Below are 26,055 nucleotides of genomic sequence, written 5' to 3'. Positions count from 1 at the left end.
TTAAAACAAAAACTATCCCAATGTCAGGACAAAATGGATGTTCCAAGAATGCTCAATTCACTTAATTCAACATCAGAACATGATTAAAAAAAATTAGTCACCATCAATTTGAAAATTTCGGAGTATGAAATTAAGGTTAACATTGAACCCAGTTCATAGTTATTAAATGTAAATCTAAGAACATATGAAAATCACAGAGACCAAATACATACAAAATAGCATGCCTAATGAACTTAAGCATGTGATCATCAAAACCCTTGATTTTTATCCTGACTTGGCAGATGTCACCATTGAATTTCGATTCAATGAAAACATTAGAAAATCCGTCATGCAAGCTCAACCAAAGTTCACTACCATGTTTGGTAGAAGAAAAAAACGAACCTATCTCATAAATATCAGTAGGTGCTTTACCCTAAAAGGTGTCACCATGCCCATTGAAGACCTTCCTGAGGATGTACTTATAGGCTGGATTGGCCATGAACTTGGACATATATCCGACTACCTTAATAGAAGTAATTGGTCAATGATCCTTTTCGGAATCGGGTACTTGACATCTAAGTCCTTTATCATATCGGCGGAAAGAGTAGCCGACACCTACGCTGTAGATCATGGCCTTGGTGACTATATCTTAGCCACCAAGGACTTTATCCTGCATCAGGCAGGTATGCCAGAGGCTTATATTGAAAAAATAAAAAGACTATACCTCCCGCCAGAAGAGATCATGTACCTTATGGAAAACAAATCCGTGGCTGACTAACCTCAGTGCTCGGATACATATGCTTCCCACTCTTTAAAATCTTCCGCTTTCATCACACGAGGCACTTTTACCTGACCTCCCTTTTGCTTGGTGTCTTCCGTCCACTTTCTGAACATTTCGTCAGTCACTATTCTTACCTCTATATGCTTCAAAGCCTTACCCCTGGCTACTTTGTAGTTTTTGTTATTCTCCTTGAGTAGATCATCTAGTCGCTCTGCGATCTGATTTTCATCCAGGGACTTCTCACAATCTACTCCCAAGTACCATCTGTGCCTGTACTCATCATCCTGCTCTACTGCTGCCACTGTAAACTCTTTAATCTGGCAGTCAAACTCATCGCTAAGCTTTTCCATGGCTTGGTTCATCTGAATCACCGACAAGTGCGAGCCAACGACGTTCAAAAAGTGTTTAGTCCTCCCTGTGATCTTTATTTCAGCACGATCTTTATCTGTAAAAGTAATCGTATCACCAATCATATATCTCCATGCCCCAGACACCGTACTAATCAATAACACATAATCTTTCCCCTCCTCTACATTTTCTATATTGACTACTTTAGCTTCTGGATTGATGCTTCCATCTTCATTCATATTTTCAGGTGTGAAATGTACGAATTCAAAATAGACACCATTATCCGTGATTAACGCCATAGCATCAGTCTCTTTACGAAGCTGTGTAGCCAAATAACCTTCAGAAGCTAGGTAAGTATCAATAACTGTGATTTCTTTTCCACAAAGCTTTTCAAAAGACTTTCTGTAAGGTTCAAATGCCACCCCACCTGAGGTATACACCTGAAAGTTTGGCCACACATCATGGATTGTCTCAGCATTGTGATGCGCTATCACACGTTTGAGCATAAGTTCTATCCAAGAAGGAATCCCAGAAATAGCTCCTATATCCCAATTCCCAGACTCTTTCGCCAAAGCCTCTACACGTTCATCCCAATCATCTATGGCCGAAATATCTTTGCCTGGTCTGTAGAATCCTTCAAACCAATAAGGAATTTGACTTGCACTAATTCCACTAATCTCTCCCTCAAGGTGCCCATTTACTTCTTTCAAATTGGTGCTACTCCCAAACATGAGTATTTCCTTTTCAAAAAAAGTTGCTGGAAGATCAAAATCAGCAATACCCTTGATCTGTTGCATTCCCGCCCTTCTAATGGACTGAAGCATTTCATCGGTTACGGGTATGTGCTTTTTGGTGGAAGTCGTTCCGCTTGAGACTGCAAAGTACTTGACTTTCCCTGGCCAAGTGACATCTTCACCACCATCTATTACTTTTTGCCACCATTCATCTCGCAATTGATCATAATTGAAATAAGGCACTTCTGCAGCGAAAGAAGCTCTGATATCTGAAGATTTTAGAATATTCTCAAATTGATAATACTTCCCAAATGCTGTGTTTTTGGCTTTCGACAACAAACTTTCCAAAACTTTTTGCTGTGCTTCTTTTGGATTTGGATTGGTAAAAATCTTATCTACTGTTTCTACAGATCTTTTAATAATTTCTCCTATAATTGGCATATTCGTTTTGTGGTAAAAGGTGAATAATTGTTTTGGCAAAATGAAAAATATTTGCTTTTGTAATTCCACACAACTTTCAAGCCATACCAAAGAAAAACCCTCAAAATTTTCCATAAAACATGAAAATCTTGAGGGTTTGTAAGTTATAAGGACAAATCCTTATATCTATTTTAACTTTTACAAGAATCAATAGTATTATACAAAACAATACTACTGAAACTTATTCTGTCTGAATCTTACCAAAACACAATGTAAAGTGCTGCAGTGATCAAAGTAATGATAAATGCTCCCACTTTGAAACCTGCACTCGTCTTGAACAAGTCTCCACTGACATCAATACTATTTGGATGATCTTTTCCTTTACCTTCTAGCAAACTGATGATGATCATCAAGGCTGCAAGTACCAAGAATACAATACCCATTCTATCTAGGAAAGGAAGAGAAGGCCAGAATTCTTTCAATACCACAGAAAGTGGAATACTCAAAGCTGCTCCTGTCAAGGCTGCATTGGATGTGGTTTTTTTCCAGAATACACCAAAGAAGAAAATGGCAAAAACACCTGGAGAAACAAAACCTGTGTATTCCTGAATAAACTGGAATGCTTGATCCAGTTGACCCAAAGCTGGTGCTATGATCGCAGCAATAATAAATGCAACTACAGCGGTGATTCTACCTACTTTCACTTGCTTGGATTCAGAAGCATCTTGTCCAAAGTACTTCTTGTAAATATCCATGGTAAATATAGTCGATGTACTATTTGCCATGGAAGCAAGTGAAGAAATAATTGCCGCAGTCAATGCTGCGAAAGCAAGACCCTTAAGTCCAACAGGAAGTAATTGTAATAGTGTAGGGTATGCTCTATCAGACTTGATGATTCCAGTAACTGGATCTTTCATCGACTCTACAAAACCAGCGTCAATTCCATTATTTACAATAACCAAGGCAGCTATACCAGGGATCACAACGATAAGTGGCATCAATAACTTCAAGAAACCAGCGAAAATCATCCCTTTTTGTGCTTCATCTAAACTCTTGGCAGCCAAAGCTCTTTGCGTGATATACTGGTTGAAACCCCAATATGATAAGTTTGTAATCCACATACCACCCACAAGTACACTGATACCTGGCAAATCCAAATAGGCATCTTTTACACCACCTTGACCATCTGGAGCCATCATTTCTCCTCTTGACAAGATCATCGAAAAGTGCCCTGGAACTTCTTTTCTCAACATTCCTAAGCCCTCCCAAGCGCTACCATCTCCAACCATAGACAAGGCGATGTATGTGGTCGCTAGACCTCCAGCTATCAAAAAGAAAACCTGAACCACATCAGTCCATGCTACGGCTTTCAACCCACCATAGATCGAATAAATCATAGCAAACAATGCTAGACCTATAATACCATAGGTCATGTCCACATCCAAAATGGTGTTCAAACTCAAGGCTCCAAGGTATAATACTGAAGTCAAGTTGACAAATACATACAAGGCAAGCCAGAATATGGCCATGGTCGTCCTTACTCTTGTATCATATCTATCCAAAAGGAAACCAGGCATGGTGTAAATGCCTTTTTTGATATATACTGGTAAAAAGAAAATGGCTACTACGATAAGGGTAATCGCAGCCATCCATTCATAAGTAGAAATTGCCAACCCGAGCGCAAAGCCCGATCCAGACATTCCTATAAACTGCTCGGCAGAGATATTGGAAGCAATCAAAGATGCACCTACAGCCCACCAAGGTAAAGCTTTGGAAGCTAAGAAGTAATCTTGTGAATTTTTAACGTGACCTTTCTTCTCACGAGAGACAAAAAGCCCCATCCCTATAATGAGGCAACAATAGCCGACAAATACTATAAGGTCTAAAGGTTCTAATAACATACGCTGAATTTGATTAATTGGGGTTTAATTTTGTTTGAGAGGCTCAAATATAAGTTTTTCAACTTATTAATATATGTATTTTGAAAAAATGTATAGCACTATCTTTCCTTTTGAAAAATAATCTTTATTAAAAACTGTTTTTTCCACACTTAATAAAAAAACTTCAAGCCCAAATTTCTCTTGTTTTTACAAATTCATTGTAATGTTAAGAGGAAATCAAGCTTGAAGTCTTGTTTAGGAATTTAAAGTGTTATGCTACAAATTATGTTTCTCAACAAAATTATTTATCATCTTCTAATTCATATTTCAATGTTCTTCCTTTCTCCACAGCTGGTAGGCCGTCTGTCATCCATAGTGGGGCAGGCGCTCCTTTGAGGTAATGGTCAAAAAACTGAGAGAGTCTGACAGAAAGGTCTTTCCTGTTTTTTCTTTGAACCAAGTTATGATCCTCTCCATTGTACTGTAGCAACCAAGCGGGCTTATCTAAGCGTTTCAAAGCCATAAACATCTCTATACCTTGATACCATGGAACTGCTCCATCTTCGTCGTTATGCATGATCAATACTGGTGTATTTACCCTATCCATAAAGAACAAAGGTGAGTTTTCAATATAGTATAGTGGCTTCTCCCAAAGCGTCCCTCCTATCCTACTTTGTGTCTTTTCGTATTGGAACATCCTGCTCATTCCCGTACCCCAGCGAATACCTCCATAAGCTGAAGTCATATTGACTACAGGTGCTCCTGAGCCTGCCGCCTTGAACATGTTAGTCCTTGTAATCAAGTAGGCTACTTGGTATCCTCCCCAGCTTTGTCCTTGGATAGCCATATTCTCTGCATCAACAAATCCCTTGGCCACAATAGACTGAACACCAGGTATGATACAATTGTAAGCACTTGGCCCTGGAAGACCAAGGTCATATTTGATATCTGGAACAAATACCAAATAATCATTGCTAACAAAATAAGGAATATTGATAGTAGAAGCACTTGGTGCAGGTGCCCTGTACATATGCAGACCATCTGAATTTCTTTCATAGAAATAAACCATCATAGGATACTTCTTGCTTGAATCGAAGTTTTCAGGCTTGAACAACAATCCTTGTAATGGAGTACCATCATTAGCCAAATACTCAACCAATTCTACAGAACCCCAATTTACTTGTGATTGCTGAGGGTTTGCAAAGGACAATTGCTCAAGGTTAGTCATAGACAGGTTAGAAGCATACACATCTGCATATTGCTGATAAGTAGATCTTCTTATGATAATATCATCTGTATTTTCAGCTTTTTTCAAACCCATATACCTATGGTCTGACATCAAGATTTTTTCAGGTGCCTTCGATCCATTGATATCGCCTTTGTAAAAACCATTTTGCTTGCTAAACTCATGAAATGCAGTCAGTATCAATGGAGTTTTTGGATCGATTCCTTCTTCCTCCTCTAGTTCCACTCGCTGTCTTCTAAACTCAATCTGCTGAGCCCTTCCTTCTCCCTTGGTAATGTTTTGTGGAGCAACTTTTCCAGTTGGATCGATTTTCCAAATATCATATTTATCATATAGCAAAAATGCTTTATCATCAAGCAACCAACCAGCTGAACCATAACTACCAGGTAATGAAGGAGAATCATGCTGTTCGTTGTAGACCAGAACACCAAGATCTTTTGAAATATTCTTGGAAACCTTACTTGCAACATCATACACAAACCAAGCACTATCGTAACTATCATACCAGTAGGCAAATTTTCCAGAAGGAGAAAGAGAAGGTCTTCCTGAAAGCTTCTTTTGGATAAGTGTTTTTGCTCCAGTTTCTACATTAACCAAATACAAATCCGAACCAACTTGCGTATCCCAGCTATAAGCCCTCCTGTAGGCTGAGTCATCAGATCCAAGTGCCAAATTATGCTTGGATTTGGCATCATACATCACATTACTTACCTCTTCATCAGCCAACTGAACAACCTTTTTTTCTTTGAGACTATAAGAAGCCAACAAGCTTCTATTCAGCTCTCTATTTTTATTTTTTAGCTGCATAGGCTGAATTTCAGCGTCTTGCCATCCCCAAATATCTAATTTGACACGCTCATCATCCAGTATGGTGGTATCATCCTCATAAGCAAAAGACTTATGATCATAGGTGGTTCCAAAGAACAACCTACTGTCATCTTGAGCAAAGCTGATCCTACCTGATTTACTCACCATACCATCTTTCAAAATACCTGGGGTATCTTTAGAAACAATTTTTTGATTACTTTTCTTGGCTACGTCATATAGATAAAGGTCATAATAAGGCTTCTTCGCTTTCAAAGAATCCTCTGTGGCCATGTAAGCCAAAAATTTATTTGATTCAGAGATTTGTGTGGCTACATAATCAGTTTTTCCAATGTCTATAATTTGAGAAACACCTGACTTCAAGTCTAAAATAAATATCCCGGCATTTTTCAAAGTATCTTCTTCTGCCTTCACATAATATAAGTGAGCACCATTTTCAGAAAAACCGTAAGATTTAACACGATCATATTCATAGATTGCTTTACCATCAAACGATCTCACCAAAAGCTTGGTACCGTCAGTTTTCTTTGGTTTTTCTGGCTTCGCTACTTGAGTTGTGTCTCCTTCTGCCTTCTTTTCTGGCTTTTTTGCTGTCTCCTTTTCAAAAAGAACGGCTAACCAGTTGCCTTCTTTTTCTGGTGTAGCAAAAGATTTGACCCTTGCCAATTTTTCAACATTACCAGAAGCTAAATCTAAAATAAATAGACTGTCCTTCGGCATATCATCAGTTTTGGTTTTTTTCAACTTGAGAGCCCTAACCGAATCACGCGCTGCAACGATTCTTCCTACCGCAAATTTACTGTCATTAGAAAAAGTCCATCTATCAGCTCTATGAAGTAAGTGACGCTTTTGAGCATCTGCATGATTGACTAATTCTAATCTCCCGTCTCCATCTTGTAGATTCACTTCAAATCCTACCCATTTGCCATCGGAAGATATTTTATCTGCCGATACAGACTCCCAACCATCATAATCTGAATGTGTCAACGCACGCTTCTGTTGGGCATTTACAACAAATACCACGAAAAAGCATAAGATTGACAAACATAGTTTTGTTTTCAATACCATAGTTCTTATCATTTGATCACAATATAAAAAAACAAAAAGCTTACACAGACCTACTTTTATATCAAAGGAAAATATGCGAGATAAGAAATCCCTTTGAGACTTCAATGAAAAAAAAATCCCTCCTGAATATTCAAGAGGGATTTGGAATACTAAACACTCAACTATCTTATTTTTTTATCACCAATTCAAAATCAACAGCATCATAGTTAGCATATCCAGGAATTGGTGTACACTTTGGAAGCTTTCTGAGTACATGCCCCACGCGCTGTTCCAATCCTTTGTCCGAATCGGTAAGCATTTGATAGCCTGTAAGCTTGCCTTGATTATTCACATTCAATACGATCCTTACTTCATCAAGCATAGCGCTCTGTTTTGTCCTGAACAAGAACGGAATATAACTAGCCAATAATTCCGAAGTGTGCGCTGGCCATTCCCAAGCACATCCAAAATCTTCTTCTGAAGACACGTTTTCAGCATCCCTTGACTTTTCATCTTTTAGTACTTTGAGGACAGGAATTAGATTTATGCCTTTCGAAAATAGCTCATCTCCCTTTTTATCATCATTGAAGTTTGTATTAGCTTGACCAACAACAGCTGTAAACATAAAAATTGCGATAAAAGCTGGTAAAACGAATTTCATAACTTTGGATTGAATTTCTTACAATGCTCAAATATACATTTTTTTAAATTTCAAACCACTTATATTGTATTTTATTTTTTTTGTGAATTAACAATAATCTAGGAATAACTTTCTAACACATTCATTGTGGGTTCAAGTGAATTGAAAAACAGTACTTTAGTAACCCCATACCTAATTTAAAGATTAAAGTGCTGCTGCTTTTTTGTTGTACATACAGCTCAATGTTTTATTTATCGATCACATATTGAGGCTTTCTAAGGAGAATAAAATCATCAAGAATAACTGATCGAGAAGCATGGTTTAGCTGGGGTGGTAGATCTTGAATAGTCGGGTATATGATTGTCCGTTTTTACAGTAGAAAAAGTATTTCATACAAACATTAGATTAATTCAGGATTAGCATCAATTATTAACTTGTCCGCTTGTGGCGGGTCTAATATCAATTAATACCTGAATCTTGTTAGCACCTTATATAATTTGGTTACTGGTACCTTAGCATATACATAATCAGGTATACTAAAAAACTTATTTTCAATGGGTAAAAAATAAAAAAGTCTTGCCAACAGCAAGACCCTTTTCAGAATATAAACCCAAATATAACTTTAGAGATTAAAAGTTTTCATATGTTATACACTTGAAATAAAAACCATTAAAGGTAATTTCAAATGAAAATTTGATTCAATTGAACCAAAGCCAAATTAAATTTACTCTTAATTCTTAAATGCCAAAATAAATGTATTTTCATCACTTTTACAAATTGAAAAATAAATTTTGCTTTATTTTAAGTATTTCATAATTTAACGCCATATTTGTTACGATACCAATAATAAAAACTCAAAATAATGGATAAAAATTTAGATATTGATAATGTAGATTTAAAGATAATATCCCTCCTCAATGAGGATGCAAAAACTCCTTACACCGAAATCGCAAAGAAAGTATTTGTATCTTCTGGAACAGTCCATGTAAGGATGAGAAAGCTAGAAGATCTGGGGATTGTAAAAAGCGCTACCTTAAACATAGATTTTTCAAAATTAGGATATGATATTTCTGCCTTCTTGGGGATTTATTTAGAAAAGAGTTCACTCTATGATGCAGTGATTGAAAATCTAAAGCAAATCCCTGAGGTAATCAATGCATATTACACCACTGGAAACTACAGTATATTCGCAAAAATCATCTGTAAAGACACCAATCACCTCAGAACTGTATTAGATAATATTCAAAAAGTGGAAGGTATTGATCGTACAGAGACTTTGATTGTGTTAGAAGAAAGCATCAATCGTCCAATTCAATTTTTTGACAAAACAGGAAAGTAACATTTATTAGCATTAGTTTAGATTAAATCTAAATAAATTTTTTTTATAATTATTTAAATAATATTTATAATTATAACAACCGGGTCAAGTTTTTAATCCTTGACCCGGAAATTCATACACCTTACTTATTATCAAATATTTATGATAGTTTTTTTCTATATCAAATAGATATTTGAAATCCCGCTGAACAATATATTTTAGATAAATGTTGTATCTTCGCAGAACAAAATATAATTAGTCTAAATAACTCACAACATGAGCAAAGACAACCAAATATTAGAAGAATTTACCTCCAAAGAATACGAACACGGGTGGTCAGTAGATATGGAAGTGGACGAGGCTCCTCCCGGGCTCAATGAAGAAATTATCAAATGGATTTCTGCCAAAAAAGAAGAACCACAATGGCTATTGGATTGGAGGCTCAAGGCATTCAAAACTTGGTCTGAAATGACCGAGCCTGAATGGGCAAATGTCACCTACCCTAAAATTGACTTACAAGCATTAAGATATTATTCAGCACCTAAAAAATCTAAAAAGCCTAAAAGCTTGGATGAGATAGATCCTGAATTATTACAGATATATGAAAGGTTAGGAATCTCCCTCAATGAGCAAAAGAAACTTCAAGGAATTGCAGTAGATGCCGTGCTAGATTCTGTCTCTGTTGGAACCACTTTCAAAGAAACCTTATCCAAATTGGGAATCATTTTCTGCTCATTCTCTGAGGCGGTGAAAGAACACCCTGAATTGGTGAAGCAGTACCTAGGGTCTGTCGTTCCAATGACTGACAATTACTATGCAGCTTTAAATTCAGCCGTTTTTTCTGACGGATCATTTTGTTTTATCCCCGCTGGAGTAAGATGTCCAATGGAACTTTCAACTTACTTTAGAATCAACGCCGCAAATACAGGGCAATTCGAGAGAACATTGATAGTAGCAGAGGACAGCTCTTATGTTTCATACCTTGAAGGATGTACAGCTCCGCAAAGAGACGAAAACCAACTTCACGCCGCTGTGGTTGAGATCTATGCTGCCAAAAATGCTGAAGTAAAATACTCAACAGTACAAAACTGGTTTCCAGGAGACAAAAACGGAAAAGGTGGAATCTATAACTTCGTAACCAAAAGAGGTATTTGCGCAGGAGACAATTCCAAAATTTCTTGGACACAGGTAGAAACAGGTTCTGCCGTAACTTGGAAATACCCTTCTTGTATCCTAAAAGGTGACAATTCTGTTGGTGAGTTTTATTCTGTGGCTGTGACAAACAATTATCAGCAAGCAGATACAGGTACCAAAATGATCCACATTGGTAAAAACACAAAATCAAGAATTGTATCTAAAGGAATTTCTGCTGGAAAATCTCAAAACTCCTACAGAGGACAGGTACAAGTAATGAAACGTGCTACCAATGCTAGAAACTTCTCTCAATGTGATTCATTGCTTATGGGAGATAGATGTGGTGCACATACCTTTCCATATATAGACATTCAGAATTCATCCGCTAAAGTTGAGCATGAAGCGACTACCTCCAAAATCGGTGAAGACCAGCTGTTTTATTGCAACCAAAGAGGTATATCGACTGAAGATGCTGTAGCACTTATTGTCAATGGATATGCAAAAGAAGTTCTAAATCAACTTCCTATGGAATTTGCTGTTGAAGCACAGAAGCTTTTGGCTTTGACTTTGGAAGGATCAGTGGGTTAATAATAGCATTAACACACTCATCTAAGTACTTTCCAAATCAGTAAAATTTATCTGAAATGGAGGGTATTTCATGAAGCCCAATAAATTCAACATGGACTAGAGCATTTCACTTTAAGCCATTGGATTTGTAGAAGTTTATTAAATTAAAAAATGAGCTAAATTTTAGCATTATAATATCAATTATGTTATCAATCAAGAATCTCCACGCCTCTATTGAAGGCACACCCATACTTAGAGGAATCAACTTAGAAGTAAAGCCAGGCGAAGTTCATGCCATCATGGGTCCTAATGGATCAGGTAAATCTACTTTGGCCTCTGTCCTAGCAGGAAGAGAAGAATATGAAGTAACTGAAGGATCGGTAAACTTCCTTGGAAAAGATCTTTTGGATCTTGCTCCTGAAGACAGGGCTAGAGAAGGTGTCTTTTTGGCATTTCAATACCCCGTTGAAATCCCTGGAGTAAGCTCTACCAACTTCTTGAGAACTGCCGTAAACCAAGTCAGAGAATATAGAGGACTAGAACCTTTGGATGCTGTAAAGTTTCTTTCTGAAATGAAAGAGAAAATGAAACTTGTAGAAATCGATCAAAAACTTCTAAGTCGAGCGCTTAATGAAGGTTTTTCAGGTGGAGAGAAGAAGAGAAATGAAATCTTCCAAATGGCAATGCTTGAGCCTAAGCTAGCTATTCTAGACGAAACTGACTCTGGACTAGATATTGATGCTTTGAGAGTCGTGTCAAATGGCGTAAACAAACTGAAAAGTAATGAAAATGCGACCATCGTAGTGACCCACTACCAAAGGTTGCTTGATTACATTGTACCTGATTATGTTCATGTCCTTTACAAAGGAAGGATTGTGAAATCTGGCACAAAAGAATTAGCCTTAGAATTGGAAGAAAAAGGATACGACTGGATCAAAGAAGAGGTAGATGCCGCTGTATAATTTTCCTTTTATCTGCTAATCAATTCACAACTAATGAAAACTATCCAAATAAATAAGGCAACAGAGCAATTCCTTCAAGTTCAGCCATCTCATACCAGTTTTTCTGAATTGAGAAAAGCTGGCCTTGAGATACTCGAACATGTTGGTCTGCCACATTTCAAAGAAGAAGAATACAAGTTCACCGCTATTAGCAAAAAAATAGAGCAACAAATCAAGGATTATAGACCTGCTACTTCATTGACATTGACAGCTGATCAAGTCGATCAAGCATTATTCAATGGTTTTGAAGGAGATATCGTGGTGTTCAACAATGGCAAGTTTGAGCCATCACTTTCCAAAGTTTCTAATGAGGGTTATACTTTATCTTCTCTTCAAGAATCTTCAAGCAGCTTGCTAGGTAGTATTGCCAATGCAGAAGCTGATCCTTTTGTAGCTTTAAACAACTTGTTTTTTGAAAATGGGGTTAGTATCAAAGTGCTAAAGGGTAGCCAAGTTCAAAAGCCAATATTCATTCTTCATTTCAATCAAGCACAAGGTGGTCAGGCGATACATTCACGTGTGCTGATAGAAGTAGAAGAACAAGCTGAAGTTACACTTTTGGAAAACACCATTTCTCTTGACCAGGATGTGTACTTTTCAAACACTGTCACAGAGGTAAAAGTTGGTTCCAATGCACATGCCCATTACTACAGGCTTCAGAATGAAAATCGACAAGCTATTGTGGCCAATAATTTTGTAACTGACATTCATAGATCAGCTACATTCACTACTGTAGCTACCCAACTTAGTGGTGACATGCTTAGAAACAACCTAAGCTTAAACCTGCTTGATGCTGGCTGTGAAGGAAACATGTATGGATTGTACTTGCTCAATGGCAAAACCCATGTTGACAACCATACCAATGTAGACCACACCAAGCCACATGCAGACTCCAATGAGCTGTACAAAGGAATATTGGCAGATTCATCCAGAGGCGTTTTCAATGGAAAGATATTTGTCCGACAGGACGCGCAAAAAACAAATGCATTCCAGCAAAACAACAACATCCTGCTTTCTGAAGACGCAATCATCAACACCAAACCACAATTGGAAATTTGGGCTGATGATGTGAAATGTTCACATGGCTGTACCACAGGTCAACTGGACGAGGAAGCATTGTTCTACCTTCAAGCGCGAGGTATTGGCAAAGATCAAGCACGCGGGCTTTTGCTATATGCTTTTGCTGGAGAGGTTCTTGATCACATTGCCTATGAACCTTTCAAAGCATATTGCATCGAAATGGTTCAGGAGCGATTAGGGACACAATTCTAACAAAATTCATGGCATTAGATATCCAAAAAATAAGAGCTCAATTCCCCATTCTTCATCAGCAAGTCAATGGTAAACCTTTGATCTATTTTGACAATGCTGCAACGACGCAAAAACCACAAGAAGTAATAGATGCCTTAAGCAACTACTACCATATGGATAACTCAAACATTCACAGAGGTGCCCATACTTTAGCTGATCGTGCTACCAGGTATTATGAATCGACTAGGACTTTGCTCAAGGATTTTATCAATGCGAAGGAGGAGGCTGAAATCATATTCACGAAAGGCACCACAGAAGGTATCAATTTAGTTGCTACTTGCTTTGGGAAAAAGTTCATTGAACAAGGTGATGAAATTATCATTTCTACGCTTGAGCATCATTCGAATATCGTTCCTTGGCAAATACTATGTGAAGAAAAAGGCGCAAAGCTAAACATCATCCCTATCAATGAGGAAGGTGAAATAGACTTTGAAGCATTTGAAAACTTGCTAAGTTCAAAAACAAAGCTAGTTAGCATCGTCCATGCTTCCAATGCGCTAGGTACGATCAACCCGGTAGAAAAAATCATCTCCAAAGCCCACCAAGTAGGTGCAAAAATACTACTAGACGGAGCTCAGTCTAGTTCTCATTTAGAAATCGACGTTCAAGCACTGGACTGTGATTTCTTTGTGCTTTCGGCACACAAGCTATATGGCCCTACTGGACTTGGTGCACTTTATGGCAAAAGAGAAGTCCTAGACGCCATGCCTCCATACCAAGGAGGTGGTGAGATGATCAAAGAAGTGACATTTGCAAAAACGACCTTCAATGAGCTTCCATTCAAATTCGAGGCTGGTACACCCAATATAGCTGATGTGATTGCTTTTGGAAAAGCATTGGAATTCATCAACGACTTGGGTAAAAAAGCGATCAAGGCACATGAAGATGAACTCCTCTCCTACGCTAGTGCTGAACTTTCAAAAATCAATGGCTTCATTCCTGTGGGAACTGCCAAGGACAAAGTTTCAGTGATCTCATTCAATATCAATGGCATGCACCCTTTTGATGTGGGCATGATGCTTGATGCGAATGGAATAGCAGTAAGAACTGGACATCACTGCACACAGCCTTTGATGCAGAGATTTGGGATAGAGGGAACTGTAAGGGCTTCCTTTGCTGTTTACAATACCAAATCAGAAATAGATACTTTGGTAGCATCTGTGGCCAAAATTGCAAAATTGAAAAACAAATCATGAGTATAAATAAGGTTCAGGAAGAGATCATCGAAGAGTTCGATATCCTAGGAAGTGATAGAGAATCTACTATTTTCTATATCATGGAGATAGGTGCAAAACTTCCAGAAATGCCTGAAAATGATAAAACAGAAGAAAACATCATCAAAGGATGTCAATCCAAAGTTTGGCTCTCTGCAAGTGAAGCACAAGGAAAGATCAACTTTCTTGCAGATTCTAATACTGACATTACCAAAGGGTTGATTAGTCTTCTGATTAGAATACTATCAGGTAGAACCCCAGAAGAAATCATTCAAGCAGAATTATACTTCATAGAGAAAATCGGAATGGGAAACATCATTGGTTCACAAAGATCTAATGGACTCGCAGCGATGATCAAGCAAATGAAACTTTATGCTTTGGGATATCAGGCAAAGCTCAACTCCTAAATAATCACAAAATGTCTGAAACTAACAACCTTCAGGAAATCCCTGCACAAGAACTGAAAGAAAAAGTAATCACAGCGATCAAACAAGTCTATGACCCAGAGATCCCTGTAGATGTATATGAACTAGGTTTGATATATGAGATCAGTGTGTATCCTGTCAATAATGTATTCATATTGATGACACTGACCTCACCAAACTGCCCTTCAGCAGAATTTATACCTAGCGAAATCAAAGATAAAATTCAACAAATTCAAGGAATCAACCATGTCGAGCTAGAACTGACTTTCGATCCGCCATATTCACAAGATATGATGTCAGAAGCCGCTAAGCTAGAACTAGGTTTTCTGTAATTTTAAGTATACAAAAACGATAACAATATGTATCCAGAGGATTTAATTGCCCCAATGAGGGCAGAACTTACAGATGTAGGTTTTCAAGAATTCAGAACTGACGAAGATGTCGTCAATCACCTCAAAGACCATAAAGGCACCACGCTAGTAGTGATCAATTCCGTTTGTGGATGTGCGGCTGGTGCTGCCAGACCAGGGGTAAGATTTGCACTTGAGAAAAGCAGTGTAAAGCCTACACATCTTGCTACAGCATTTGCTGGAAATGATGTGTCAGCTGTCAACAAATTCAGAGAAGTAGTACTTCCTTATCCTCCTTCATCTCCAGCCATGGCCTTTTTCAAGGACGGAGAGTTGGTACATTTCATCGAAAGACACCACATTGAAGGTAGAAATGCTCAGATGATTGGAGAACATTTAGTAGAAGTATTCGAACACTTCTGTAAATAACGAAAAGCCCTATTGGGCTTTTTTTCTGCTAAAAAAATATAGAAATTTTGGAAGTATAATTCGAAACTATATTTGGGAAAAATCCATATATCCGAACTTAAATCCCGAAAACATCTAAAAGGACTCAAGTTCATTTAAGTGCTTTTCTTTAAGTCTAAGCAATTGTTTACAAAACTTAACATTTATAGTTACCGTTGGTTTTAAATAACATGTAAATAACACTCATTTTTGCTAACTTAAGGCGCTGAAACCAGTTAATAAAACATTAGAATCAATAAACTAATTAATAATAATCAATCTATGTCCGAAATAGCTAAGTTATCATACGGCGGGAAGGAATACGAACTCCCAGTAATTGAAGGAACAGAAAATGAGAAAGCAGTAGATATCGCCAAATTAAGAGGGCAATCAGGCTTGATCACCATAGACCCAGGGTTCAAAAACACAGGTTCTACAACTTCTGCCATCACTTACTTAGATGGAGAGAATGGAATTTTGAAATATAGAGGTTATAAGATAGAAGATTTGGCTGAAAAATCTTCATTTTTAGAAGTAGCTTATCTTTTGATATATGGTGAGTTACCTACTCAAAAAGAATACGAAAAATTCACCAGAGAAATAACAACACACACTTTGGTACATGAAGACATCAAAAAAATATTGGATGGCTTCCCTTCCAACTCTCACCCAATGGGAGTACTTTCTTCATTGATCTGTTCGCTTACCGCTTTCTATCCTGAATCCCTGGATCCTACAAGAAACGAAGATGCAGTTAACTTAAGCATCATCAGACTTCTAGCCAAAATGCCAACTTTTGCAGCATGGGCATTCAAAAACAAAGTAGGACATCCAGTAAACTATCCAGACAACAGCTTAGACTATTGTTCAAACTTCCTGAAAATGATGTTTGCACTTCCTGCTGAGCGCTATGATGTAGACCCAGTAGTTTCAAAAGCCTTGGATCAGTTACTAATTCTTCACGCAGATCATGAGCAGAACTGCTCAACTTCTACAGTGAGAATCGTAGGCTCTTCACAAGCGTCTATCTATGCATCTATTTCTGCTGGTATCAATGCCCTTTGGGGACCACTACACGGTGGAGCAAACCAAGCAGTAATTGAAATGCTTGAAGCTATCAAGGCTGACGGTGGTGACACGAAGAAGTTCTTGGACAAAGCCAAAGACAAAAATGATCCATTCAGATTGATGGGCTTCGGTCACAGGGTATACAAAAACTTTGACCCAAGAGCAAAAATCATCAAGAAAGCAGCCGATGATGTATTGGCTAAGCTTGGTGTAAACGATCCAGTATTGGATATTGCAAAAGAACTAGAGGAGGCTGCATTGAGCGATCAATACTTTGTGGACAGAAACCTCTATCCAAATGTAGATTTCTATTCAGGTATCATCTATAGGGCATTAGGTATTCCTACTGATATGTTTACAGTAATGTTTGCCATCGGTAGACTTCCTGGCTGGATCGCTCAGTGGAAAGAAATGAGAGAAAATGGCGAACCAATCGGAAGACCTAGACAGATTTACACAGGTGCAACTGATAGAGAGTATGTATCTATGAACAAAAGAGGCTAATTTTAACTGGCCTTTTAGAATAAAGAAAGTCCCCCTACTCACAAAGTTGGGGGATTTTTTAATGATTACCTAAACCCTCAAACCTTTCATTTTATTATTGATTACCAATCAGTTATTAGACAAAATCGAGTAAAGCCTAGAAGGTCTATTTTTACCATAAATTAATAGGTTACAACATTCTCTTGTGGATTTTTAGTATTAATTAGTTAGAAAATTCATTAATCCCTATATTTGGAAACCAAAACATATAAATCGAGTTTTCTATGCAAGCAAATACCATTGAGGAAGCCATGGCGCTTACCAAAAAATTCACTTCCAAACCTTCAAATGAAGAACTTTTGAAAATCTATGCTTTGTATAAGCAAGCTACTGAAGGGGATAATGAAACCGAAAGACCAGGAGGATTTGATTTCAAAGCAGCTGCCAAATACAATGCATGGCTTGCACAAGCTGGAAAAAGTAAATCAGATGCTAGTCAAGAATATGTGGATTTCATCAATGAAATTTCACCGAAATACCTTTGATCACCAAATTATTTTTTAAAATACAGAAGTAAAAATTGAGAATATTCCAAAAACATTCTAGAATGATTAGGAATTCCAAATAATTACTCCTACCTTTGCACTCGAATTAAATTATAACATTTTTCTAGCCGTGGGTTTCCTTACTGTCGCTTACAATAGGAGGTTCTTAGGAAATCATGGTTGAGAAAAGTAAGGAAACATTTCATGGAACAAGAATTATTATTCTCAGACCTTGGGATTTCAGAAGAAATCCTAAAGGCAGTGGAAGAAATGGGCTATACCCAACCTTCCCAAATTCAAGCACAATCTATCCCATTACTTCTTGAAGGAAAAGACGTTATCGGACAGGCCCAAACAGGTACTGGTAAGACAGCTTCTTTTGGTATACCAATCATCGATTCGGTAGATCCCTCTTCAAAAAAGCCACAGGCACTTATCCTTTGTCCTACAAGGGAGCTAGCCGTACAGGTAGAAGGTGAAATCGTAAAATTATCAAAATTTAAAAGAGGAGTTACCAGCACATGTATATATGGTGGTGAATCCATCGATCGACAGATCAAAAGCCTTAAAAGAGGTGTTCAAATCGTCGTAGGAACACCTGGACGTATCATGGATCACATGGATAGAAGAACATTGAATCTATCTGATGTTAAAATGATCGTATTGGATGAGGCAGACGAAATGCTAGACATGGGTTTTAGAGATGATATCGAAACCATCCTAAGCTCGATGAATGATGATAGACAGACAGTCTTCTTCTCAGCTACCATGCCTAAACCAATCTTGGATCTTACAAGAAAATACCAAGACAATCCTGAGATTGTAAAAGTATTGAGAAAAGAGTTGACTGTAGAGAACATCACACAGTCTTACTATGAAGTAAAGCCAGGCCTAAGGGTAGAATTGATGGCTAGGTTGATGGATATCAATCAGTTCAAGCTAAGTGTAGTATTCTGTAATACAAAAAGATCAACTGACGAAGTTACTGAAGCCTTGATGTCTAAAGGTATCGGAGCCGAAGCACTTCATGGAGATCTTTCTCAAGCACAGCGTACCAAAGTAATGAATAAATTCAGAAAAGGTACTTGTACTGTTCTTGTCGCTACAGATGTAGCAGCTAGAGGTATAGATGTAGATGATGTAGAAGCAGTATTCAACTACGACCTTCCCCTTGATGAAGAGAACTACGTTCACAGAATCGGCAGAACGGGTAGAGCAGGAAGATCTGGTATGGCTATCAGCTTTATCACTGGTAGAAAAGATACTTACAGACTTCGTGACTTGGAGAAATTCATCAAGACTAGCATTACAAAAATGGATCCTCCTTCCGTGAGTGATTTGATAGAGTTAAAGAAAGCATCTCTAGTAAAAGATATCCATAGAGCAATCAGCAAGGAAGAAAATAACCAGTTTATCGAAGAGGTAATTGGTCAAATGCTTTCTGAAGGCATTACCATGGAACAGGTTACTCTTGGAATGGCTAAACTTTACCTTGGTGATTCACTCAAAGAAATGGAAGACCAAAACTTTGGCTTAGACTTCGGAAGTAGAGAAAGAGGTGGAGACAGAGGCGGAAGAAGAGAGCGTGACTTTGGAGGTAGAGGAAGATCAGAAGGAAGATCAGAGCGTGGAGATAGATTCTCAGGAAGAGATAAATCAGATCGTGGTGATAGAGGTCCAAGAAGAGAAAGACCAAGCAGAGAGAAAGGTGTAAGAGAGCCAGGAATGGCCAGACTTTTCATCAATGTAGGTAAAAAAGATAGAATACGTCCTAATGATATCGTAGGTGCCATCGCAGGAGAAACAGGTGTACCTGGAAGAAGCATTGGAGGAATTGACATTTTTGACAACTTCTCTTTTGTAGATGTACCTCAGAAAGATGCTCAACACGTAATCAGCGTAATGAGAGACAATACGATCAAAGGAAAAGTAGTTAACATTGAGATATCAAAAGGTTAATTCATAAAGGTTAGTTAGTTAGTAAATTCAAAAAGCGTGTCCGGTTTGGACACGCTTTTTTTGATTTAACGCTATCATATCCCAAGGATTTGCTATTTTTACGAATTCAGAAAAAAAAGAAGCATGCAGCTATTTTTCACATCGCAAACCACAGAAAATCAGTTCGAATTGGATTCTGAAGAATCCAAGCACCTCATCAAGGTATTAAGGAAGTCTCAGGGAGATACGGTATATTTCACAGACGGGCGAGGAAATCTCTACCATTGCAAAATCATTGATGCCAATGCAAAGAAAGCTGTTTTGAGAATTGAGGATCGGGAGTTCCAGCCTGAAGACGACTACTATATCCACTTAGCAATCTCCCCTACCAAGAATGCGGACCGCATGGAATGGATGATAGAAAAACTTACCGAGATAGGGGTACATGAGATTACATTTATGGAGTCTGAATTTTCTGAACGAAGCCATCTCAAGCTCGAAAGGCTTGAAAAAAAAATCGTTGCAGCATGCAAGCAGAGTTTAAAAACTTGGCTTCCTAAGCTAAACCCTGTCAGGCCAATGAAAGAATTGCTTCAAGACCAGCAATTCAATGATTATCAGAGATTCATTGCCTATGTAGATAAAGAGAATGACAGGCATTTGTTTGCAAAAGCTAAAGCAGACCAAGCTTATTTAATTCTTATAGGGCCAGAAGGTGACTTCTCACAGCAAGAAATACAGCTTGCATTTGACAATCATTTCTTACCTTGCTCATTAGGTAAAAGTCGGCTTAGGTCAGAGACAGCAGCAGTAGCAGCTGTGCATACTTTACAATTGGTAAATAACTTAAAAGATTTATGAAAAAAAACTTACTTATCCTCGCAGCATTCGCTACCATATCTTCCTGTCAAATCAACCATCAAGAAAAAGAAGAAGCATCTGCTGTTGGTAGCGGAGGATGGCTAGCAGGGGACACCAATGAAAAGTTTGAAGAAGTCGCTCATCAACTGGGCGGGTTTAGCAAAACCATGATTGAGGTATCATACAGGTATTCTGAATTATATTGGGCTGGTATGGATGAAAACTGGCAATATGCAGATCATCAAGTGGAGCATTTGCTGGAAGCATTGGAAGATGGCTTGAAGCGGAGAAAAGAAAGGGCTGCATCAGCTGAAAGCTTCTTAAATGAGGCTATCCCAAGCATAGAAGCCGTGATCAAGAAAGAAGATAAAGAGGAATTTCTCAAAGGATTCAGGTCTCTAACATCTGCCTGCAATGCTTGCCATGCCAAGGAAGGCGAATCCTTTATCATGATCAAAGAGCCAGAAGTAAGAACTTCCCCTGTTAGGTTTTGATAAAAATCGCTCAGATTAATTATTCAAAGTATATTTCAACCATGACTTTTCAACCTTTAGAACAATCTACAAAAAAAAATGCTGGCTTGACCATTGTCTTGACTACTGACGAAGATGATGAAAGGCCAGTCTATATATCAGGCAATTTTAATAACTGGGTAACTCAAGACAAAAAACATCGCATGGAAAAATTGGAAGAGGGTAAGTACCAATTTCAATTTCCAGAAGATTTTCACTTCAACTATCCAATTGAATATAAATTCACTAAAGGAGACTGGTCAGAAGTAGAGATAGACAAGTACGGAAACAAAACACCAAATAGGAAGCTTGAGAAGCAAGAAAGTCAAGTAGAAGCATTTGTCCCTAGATGGAGAAAAAACTGGCTTCCCTTCAAAGAAGAGTATCTGCCAAAAATCCACCTTATTTCGGAAGAATTTGAAATTCCACAGCTCAATAAAACGCGGAAAATCTGGGCCCTCCTACCCAATGATTATGATGAATCTACCGACTCGTATCCCGTACTCTACTTGCATGATGCACAGAATCTTTTCAATGAAAACTCAGCTTTTGGCAATTGGCAAATTGACAAAAAATTAGCTGTAATGGCATACTATGGCATTGGCAAGCTCATCGTGATCGCCATAGAGCATGGGGAGAGTGAGCGAGTCCTAGAATATAATGTGGGGAACACAAGACTGGGAAAAGGTCAAGGGAAAAAATACATCCGGTTCATTACGGATACTTTAAAGCCATTTGTAGATAAAAGTTACCGTACCAAACCACAGCGTGAGTTCACCGGAATCGGTGGCAGCTCTATGGGTGGACTGGTGAGTATATTCAGTGGCCTGATGTATCCAGAAGTTTACGGAAAGCTCATGATCTTCTCTCCTTCCCTATGGGTATTGCCTAAGATCAAGTTTTCCTTTTTAGACATGGATGATGTATCCGAAACCAAAATCTATCTCTACGCAGGTGGTGATGAGAGTGAGAAAATGATCAAACATGTCAAAAAATTCAAAAAGAAACTCTTGAAAAAGGATCACTTAGAAGGGAAAATGAAAGTAAGACTGTCTATCAATCAAGAAGGAAAGCATAACGAAAGCTATTGGAGTGATGAATTCCCAAAAGCAATGGAATGGCTTTTCTTTAGCGAAAAATCAGAATAGCATTAGAAATTTAATTGCTATTCAAACACCTAAAACATAATTTATATCCCCAAATTTTTAAATCAATTGCTAAACTCCAAACAATGAAAATTAAGATCCACCAATCCATTGAAGAATCAAACGGGCTCATCATTTTACCATTTTTCGAAAATGAAGCAGGAGTAGCATTTCCAAAAGGACTTAGCGAGAAATCTATCTCTACTAAACTTTTCACTGGAAAAAAAGACAGCCATTATCTTTTTGAAGATGAAAAAGGCTTGTATTTACTCCTTGGGCTTGGGAAAAGCGATACCCATTATAAAACCATCCAAACAGCTTTTAGGAGGGTGACTGCCAAGCATGAGTCAATTATAGAAAATGAGATAAGCATTATTTTCCCCGAAGCGTTTGACTCTGATCAAATTCAGGCAGCCATCACTGGCTTGAAGCTTGGAACTTATAGATTAGCACACTTCAAGAAATCCGAACCCAAAAAGAAAGATTGGGATCAAGTAAACCTCAATCTATTTTCCAATGGCTCAGACCTCGATAAGATAGCTGAATACAGCTTGACTTTGGCAACAGCTCAGCTGGAAACCATGAAAATGGTAGACCTACCATCCAATGAAGCTACTCCAGCATATTTAGCCAATTGGGCAAAAGAAAAAAGTAAAGCGCTCGGCTTTAAAGCGACCGTATTGGAGAGGAAGGAAGCGGAAGCTCTGGGTCTACATGCATTCCTAGCGGTAAGCCAAGGGAGTAGTGTAAAAAAATCCCCACGATTCATCATAGCAGAATATAGAAATGAGAAAGCCACAAAACACCTCGGTCTAGTGGGCAAGGGGGTGACTTTTGACACGGGAGGGCTCAACATCAAAACAGCTGGCATGGTACACATGAAGTGTGACATGGGAGGTGCGGCAGCCGTGCTAGGAGCTTTAGCTGCTGTGGCTAGCTTATCCTTGCCGGTCAACCTGACAGCTATCGTCCCTTGCGTAGAAAACAGCATCGACAAGGATTCATTTCTGCCTTCGGATGTCATCAATAGCTACAGCGGCAAGACCATAGAAATCATAGACACAGATGCAGAAGGAAGATTAATCTTGGCAGATGGATTAAGCTATCTGATCAAAAACTATGAGATAGACACGGTAATAGACCTAGCTACACTTACAGGTAGTGCAGTTGGGACATTTGGTTATGAATGTGCCGCATTGTTTAGCAAAGATCAGGTTCTCCTTGATGCGCTTCAAAAAGCTGGCTCCGATGTCGGAGAGAAAATGTGGCCACTTCCTATGTGGGATACTTACGCCTCAGAAATGGACAGTGAAATCGCAGATATCAAAAACTATCACGGAAAACCTTTTGCAGGAGCGATCACTGCAGCAAAATTCCTTGAAGCTTTTACGGATTCTCATGCCTCTTGGGCACATATAGACATCGCAGGGACAGCATTCGGAGATTCTGAATTTGCAAAAACAAAACATGCCACTGCATATGGTGTCCATTTAATTGTTAAATTGATCGAAAACATGTAAGCTATGAAAACCACATCCAAAACTTTTATTTGCTTGTCCAATTATTTTAAAGGCAAAGACTTCATGATCCAATTGAATAAACTTGGTAACAAAGTCTATCTAATCACAACAGAAAGCCTCAGAGATGCAGGTTGGCCTCATGAGCATTTGGAGGAGATTTTTTACATGCCAGGATTGGATCTGGAGTGGAACATGGATCATTTACTTTTGGGCGTGGCGGGACTGATGAAGTCAAACAAAATTGCCTCTATCATTGCCCTTGATGATTATGATGTAGAAAAGGGTACTTTTCTAAGAGAAAACTTACGCATCCCTGGCATGGGTCAAACCACAGGAAGGTATTTCAGAGACAAGCTCGCCATGCGTATCAAAGCCCAAGATGAGGGTGTATTGGTTCCTGCATTTTCTGGACTATTCAATGATGAAGAGATCAACCATTTTGCAGACACTGTCGCTGCACCTTGGGTATTGAAACCAAGATCAGAAGCCTCTGCCAATGGAATCATAAAAGTACATGATAAGGACGACCTCTGGAAGCACATCCATGAACTAGGGGATCAACGTGTGAAGTATTTGGTAGAACAGTTCAAACCAGGAGATGTCTACCATGCAGATGGCTTGAATGTCAATGGAAAGGTACTTTCATGCACGGTTTCTCAGTACCTGGCCACTCCTATGGAAATCTCCCAAGGTGGCGGCATATTCAGAAGTGCCAATGTGCCTTATGGTTCAGCGGATGAAAAAGCTATCCAAAAAGCCAATAAGGAAGTTATGAAGGCATTTGGAATGAAAAATGGCGCCTCTCATACCGAGTTCATCAAAAACAGAGAAGATGGTAAAATGTATTTCCTTGAGACTTCTAGCCGAGTGGGCGGTGCTCATCTAGCCGAAATGGTAGAAGCAGCTACAGGAATAAACCTTTGGGCAGAATGGGCAAAAATTGAAGATGCCATTGCCAAATCATATGAATATAAACTCCCGAAAATCCGCAAGGAGTATGCAGGCATAGTCCTCACTTTGTCTAAATTCGAACACCCGGATTTGTCTTCATTTGATGATAAAGAGGTTTGCTTTAGGGTGCCATTGAAGTACCACGCAGGCTTGATTGTCAAGTCAAAAGATCACGGAAGGGTAAGAGCACTATTAGATAGCTATGCTGAAAAACTCAGCAGTGATTTCTCTTCAGTGGCAGCACCGGAAAAGTTAAAAAAGCTACATTAAAAAATAAAATTTCGAATTGACCTCCACATCCTGGTAATTCATTTCGTATCATTGAGTCTAGTTGAATTATACTTAACTTTGACTCAACGTGTACATTTATCTATTGCATCCTCATGATTCAGCATAAAAAAATAGCCATCATCGGTTGTGGCAACTTGGGTACTTCCATTGCAAATGGACTACTTGAACAAACCAACTTTTCTGCGCAAGACCTGCACATTACCAAAAGGAATCCTGGCAACCTACTTCATCTTCAAGATAAAGGTGTAAGGGTACATAGTGATAACTTGATCGCTGCCAGTGAGTCAGACATCATCATTCTTGGCGTAAAACCCTATAATGTGGCTGGCATCCTGAAGCAAATCAAACCCGTCCTAGACCCTAAACGACACACCATCATATCTCTGGCGACTGGGATTACCCTTGATGAGATGTATGCTGTCGTAGATCCTAGCATGGTGGTCTATAGGGCTATGCCAAATATCGCAGCTGACATCAACGAATCCATCACTTGCATCTGTGGCAGGAACAATACCCTTGATGCTGATGAACAAGTCAAAAATTTATTCAATAGTATTGGCTTTTCCATTACCATTGATGAGGCATTGATGGAAGCTGCTACCGTCTTGGGGGCCTGTGGGATTGCTTATGTGTTGAGGTTTATGAGAGCGATGATTCAAGGCGGAATTCAGATTGGCTTTGATGCCAAAACAGCCTCCCAAATCGTAAACCAAACGGTGAAAGGTGCTGCAGAATTGATGATTCAAAAAGACATGCATCCAGAGCAAGCCATAGATAAGGTAACTACACCAAAAGGATGTACCATAGTAGGACTCAACGAAATGGAACACCAAGGGTTTTCATCAGCCATGGTACGAGGTGTACTCGCTTCCTATGAGAAAATTGCTAAGGATTGATTGTAGATATTAGATTTTAAATCATAGTCCTGATATCGGTTTTAGTGTGTAGAACTTGTTCCGATTATCGGAATATCCATTAGATGAAGTTGGAAGGGATAAATTAAAGATAAAGATATAAAATTAAGATTAGCAGGATAAAGCCTGCAAAAAATCAACCTAGAATGAATTACAAAAA

General features: G+C 38.5%; 22 protein-coding genes. 18 read left to right on the top strand and 4 right to left on the bottom strand.

The window, feature by feature from the left end:
* Nucleotides 1-184 precede the first annotated feature (184 nt).
* Entirely contained in the window at nt 185-757 is a 573-nt protein-coding gene (locus MM239_RS04685; RefSeq protein ID WP_241347024.1) for a hypothetical protein, read from the top strand.
* 2 nt (nt 758-759) lie between these two features.
* On the opposite strand, the gene MM239_RS04680 is transcribed toward MM239_RS04685, so the two are convergent.
* The 4 genes from MM239_RS04680 to MM239_RS04665 form a co-directional block, all read right to left on the bottom strand.
* A complete protein-coding gene (locus tag MM239_RS04680; RefSeq protein ID WP_241347021.1) occupies nt 760-2,283 on the bottom strand; it encodes a GH3 family domain-containing protein in 1,524 nt (507 codons plus the stop codon).
* A 236-nt stretch (nt 2,284-2,519) separates the two neighbouring features.
* The gene (locus tag MM239_RS04675; protein ID WP_241347020.1) at nt 2,520-4,163 is read right to left on the bottom strand and encodes a sodium/sugar symporter; all 1,644 of its coding nucleotides are present in this window, start codon (nt 4,161-4,163) and stop codon (nt 2,520-2,522) included.
* 280 nt (nt 4,164-4,443) lie between these two features.
* The gene (locus MM239_RS04670; protein ID WP_241347018.1) at nt 4,444-7,281 is read right to left on the bottom strand and encodes a S9 family peptidase; all 2,838 of its coding nucleotides are present in this window, start codon (nt 7,279-7,281) and stop codon (nt 4,444-4,446) included.
* 166 nt (nt 7,282-7,447) lie between these two features.
* Complete coding sequence (locus MM239_RS04665; RefSeq protein WP_241347015.1) at nt 7,448-7,921, bottom strand: hypothetical protein; 474 nt, start codon at nt 7,919-7,921, stop codon at nt 7,448-7,450.
* A gap of 841 nt (nt 7,922-8,762) precedes the next feature.
* On the opposite strand from MM239_RS04665, the gene MM239_RS04660 reads away from it, so the two are divergent.
* From MM239_RS04660 to proC, 17 genes are all read left to right on the top strand, one after another.
* Nucleotides 8,763-9,239 carry an Lrp/AsnC ligand binding domain-containing protein gene (locus MM239_RS04660; protein WP_241347013.1) on the top strand — a complete coding sequence of 159 codons (477 nt, stop codon included), beginning with the start codon at nt 8,763-8,765 and terminating at the stop codon, nt 9,237-9,239.
* A 255-nt stretch (nt 9,240-9,494) separates the two neighbouring features.
* Nucleotides 9,495-10,940, top strand: coding sequence for a Fe-S cluster assembly protein SufB (gene sufB / locus MM239_RS04655; protein ID WP_241347011.1), 1,446 nt, complete (start codon nt 9,495-9,497; stop codon nt 10,938-10,940).
* A gap of 182 nt (nt 10,941-11,122) precedes the next feature.
* Nucleotides 11,123-11,881 (top strand): Fe-S cluster assembly ATPase SufC, encoded by a 759-nt coding sequence (gene sufC / locus MM239_RS04650; RefSeq protein WP_241347009.1) that lies wholly within the window; start codon nt 11,123-11,125, stop codon nt 11,879-11,881.
* Between the two features lie 33 nt (nt 11,882-11,914).
* Nucleotides 11,915-13,192, top strand: a complete 1,278-nt coding sequence (sufD, locus tag MM239_RS04645; RefSeq protein ID WP_241347007.1) for a Fe-S cluster assembly protein SufD — start codon at nt 11,915-11,917, stop codon at nt 13,190-13,192.
* 8 nt (nt 13,193-13,200) lie between these two features.
* Complete coding sequence (locus MM239_RS04640; RefSeq protein WP_241347006.1) at nt 13,201-14,427, top strand: cysteine desulfurase; 1,227 nt, start codon at nt 13,201-13,203, stop codon at nt 14,425-14,427.
* A complete protein-coding gene (locus tag MM239_RS04635) occupies nt 14,424-14,852 on the top strand; it encodes a SufE family protein (protein WP_262918438.1) in 429 nt (142 codons plus the stop codon). The genes MM239_RS04640 and MM239_RS04635 overlap by 4 nt, the downstream gene beginning before the upstream one ends.
* Nucleotides 14,853-14,863: 11 nt before the next feature.
* Nucleotides 14,864-15,202, top strand: a complete 339-nt coding sequence (locus MM239_RS04630; RefSeq protein ID WP_241296959.1) for a DUF59 domain-containing protein — start codon at nt 14,864-14,866, stop codon at nt 15,200-15,202.
* Nucleotides 15,203-15,229: 27 nt separating this feature from the next.
* Nucleotides 15,230-15,649, top strand: a complete 420-nt coding sequence (locus tag MM239_RS04625; RefSeq protein WP_241347004.1) for a BrxA/BrxB family bacilliredoxin — start codon at nt 15,230-15,232, stop codon at nt 15,647-15,649.
* A gap of 300 nt (nt 15,650-15,949) precedes the next feature.
* Nucleotides 15,950-17,239 carry a citrate synthase gene (locus MM239_RS04620; RefSeq protein ID WP_241347002.1) on the top strand — a complete coding sequence of 430 codons (1,290 nt, stop codon included), beginning with the start codon at nt 15,950-15,952 and terminating at the stop codon, nt 17,237-17,239.
* A gap of 263 nt (nt 17,240-17,502) precedes the next feature.
* Nucleotides 17,503-17,763, top strand: a complete 261-nt coding sequence (locus MM239_RS04615; RefSeq protein WP_241347000.1) for an acyl-CoA-binding protein — start codon at nt 17,503-17,505, stop codon at nt 17,761-17,763.
* A gap of 204 nt (nt 17,764-17,967) precedes the next feature.
* Nucleotides 17,968-19,722 carry a DEAD/DEAH box helicase gene (locus MM239_RS04610; RefSeq protein ID WP_241346999.1) on the top strand — a complete coding sequence of 585 codons (1,755 nt, stop codon included), beginning with the start codon at nt 17,968-17,970 and terminating at the stop codon, nt 19,720-19,722.
* Nucleotides 19,723-19,845: 123 nt separating this feature from the next.
* On the top strand, nt 19,846-20,562 hold the full coding sequence (locus MM239_RS04605; protein WP_241346997.1) for a 16S rRNA (uracil(1498)-N(3))-methyltransferase: 717 nt from the start codon (nt 19,846-19,848) through the stop codon (nt 20,560-20,562).
* Complete coding sequence (locus MM239_RS04600; RefSeq protein WP_241346996.1) at nt 20,559-21,056, top strand: hypothetical protein; 498 nt, start codon at nt 20,559-20,561, stop codon at nt 21,054-21,056. The genes MM239_RS04605 and MM239_RS04600 overlap by 4 nt, the downstream gene beginning before the upstream one ends.
* 41 nt (nt 21,057-21,097) lie before the next feature.
* Entirely contained in the window at nt 21,098-22,222 is a 1,125-nt protein-coding gene (locus MM239_RS04595) for an alpha/beta hydrolase (RefSeq protein ID WP_241346994.1), read from the top strand.
* 83 nt (nt 22,223-22,305) lie between these two features.
* Nucleotides 22,306-23,739, top strand: a complete 1,434-nt coding sequence (locus MM239_RS04590; RefSeq protein ID WP_241346992.1) for a leucyl aminopeptidase family protein — start codon at nt 22,306-22,308, stop codon at nt 23,737-23,739.
* Between the two features lie 3 nt (nt 23,740-23,742).
* The gene (locus MM239_RS04585; RefSeq protein ID WP_241346990.1) at nt 23,743-24,960 is read left to right on the top strand and encodes an ATP-grasp domain-containing protein; all 1,218 of its coding nucleotides are present in this window, start codon (nt 23,743-23,745) and stop codon (nt 24,958-24,960) included.
* A gap of 113 nt (nt 24,961-25,073) precedes the next feature.
* Nucleotides 25,074-25,877, top strand: a complete 804-nt coding sequence (proC, locus tag MM239_RS04580; protein ID WP_241346988.1) for a pyrroline-5-carboxylate reductase — start codon at nt 25,074-25,076, stop codon at nt 25,875-25,877.
* The last annotated feature ends 178 nt before the right edge of the window (nt 25,878-26,055 follow it).

It is taken from the genome of Belliella filtrata, from assembly GCF_022549775.1.
GTDB lineage: Bacteria > Bacteroidota > Bacteroidia > Cytophagales > Cyclobacteriaceae > Belliella > Belliella filtrata.
Note: the sequence above shows the minus strand (reverse complement) of the source record. Positions and strands in the feature narration are given on the sequence as shown.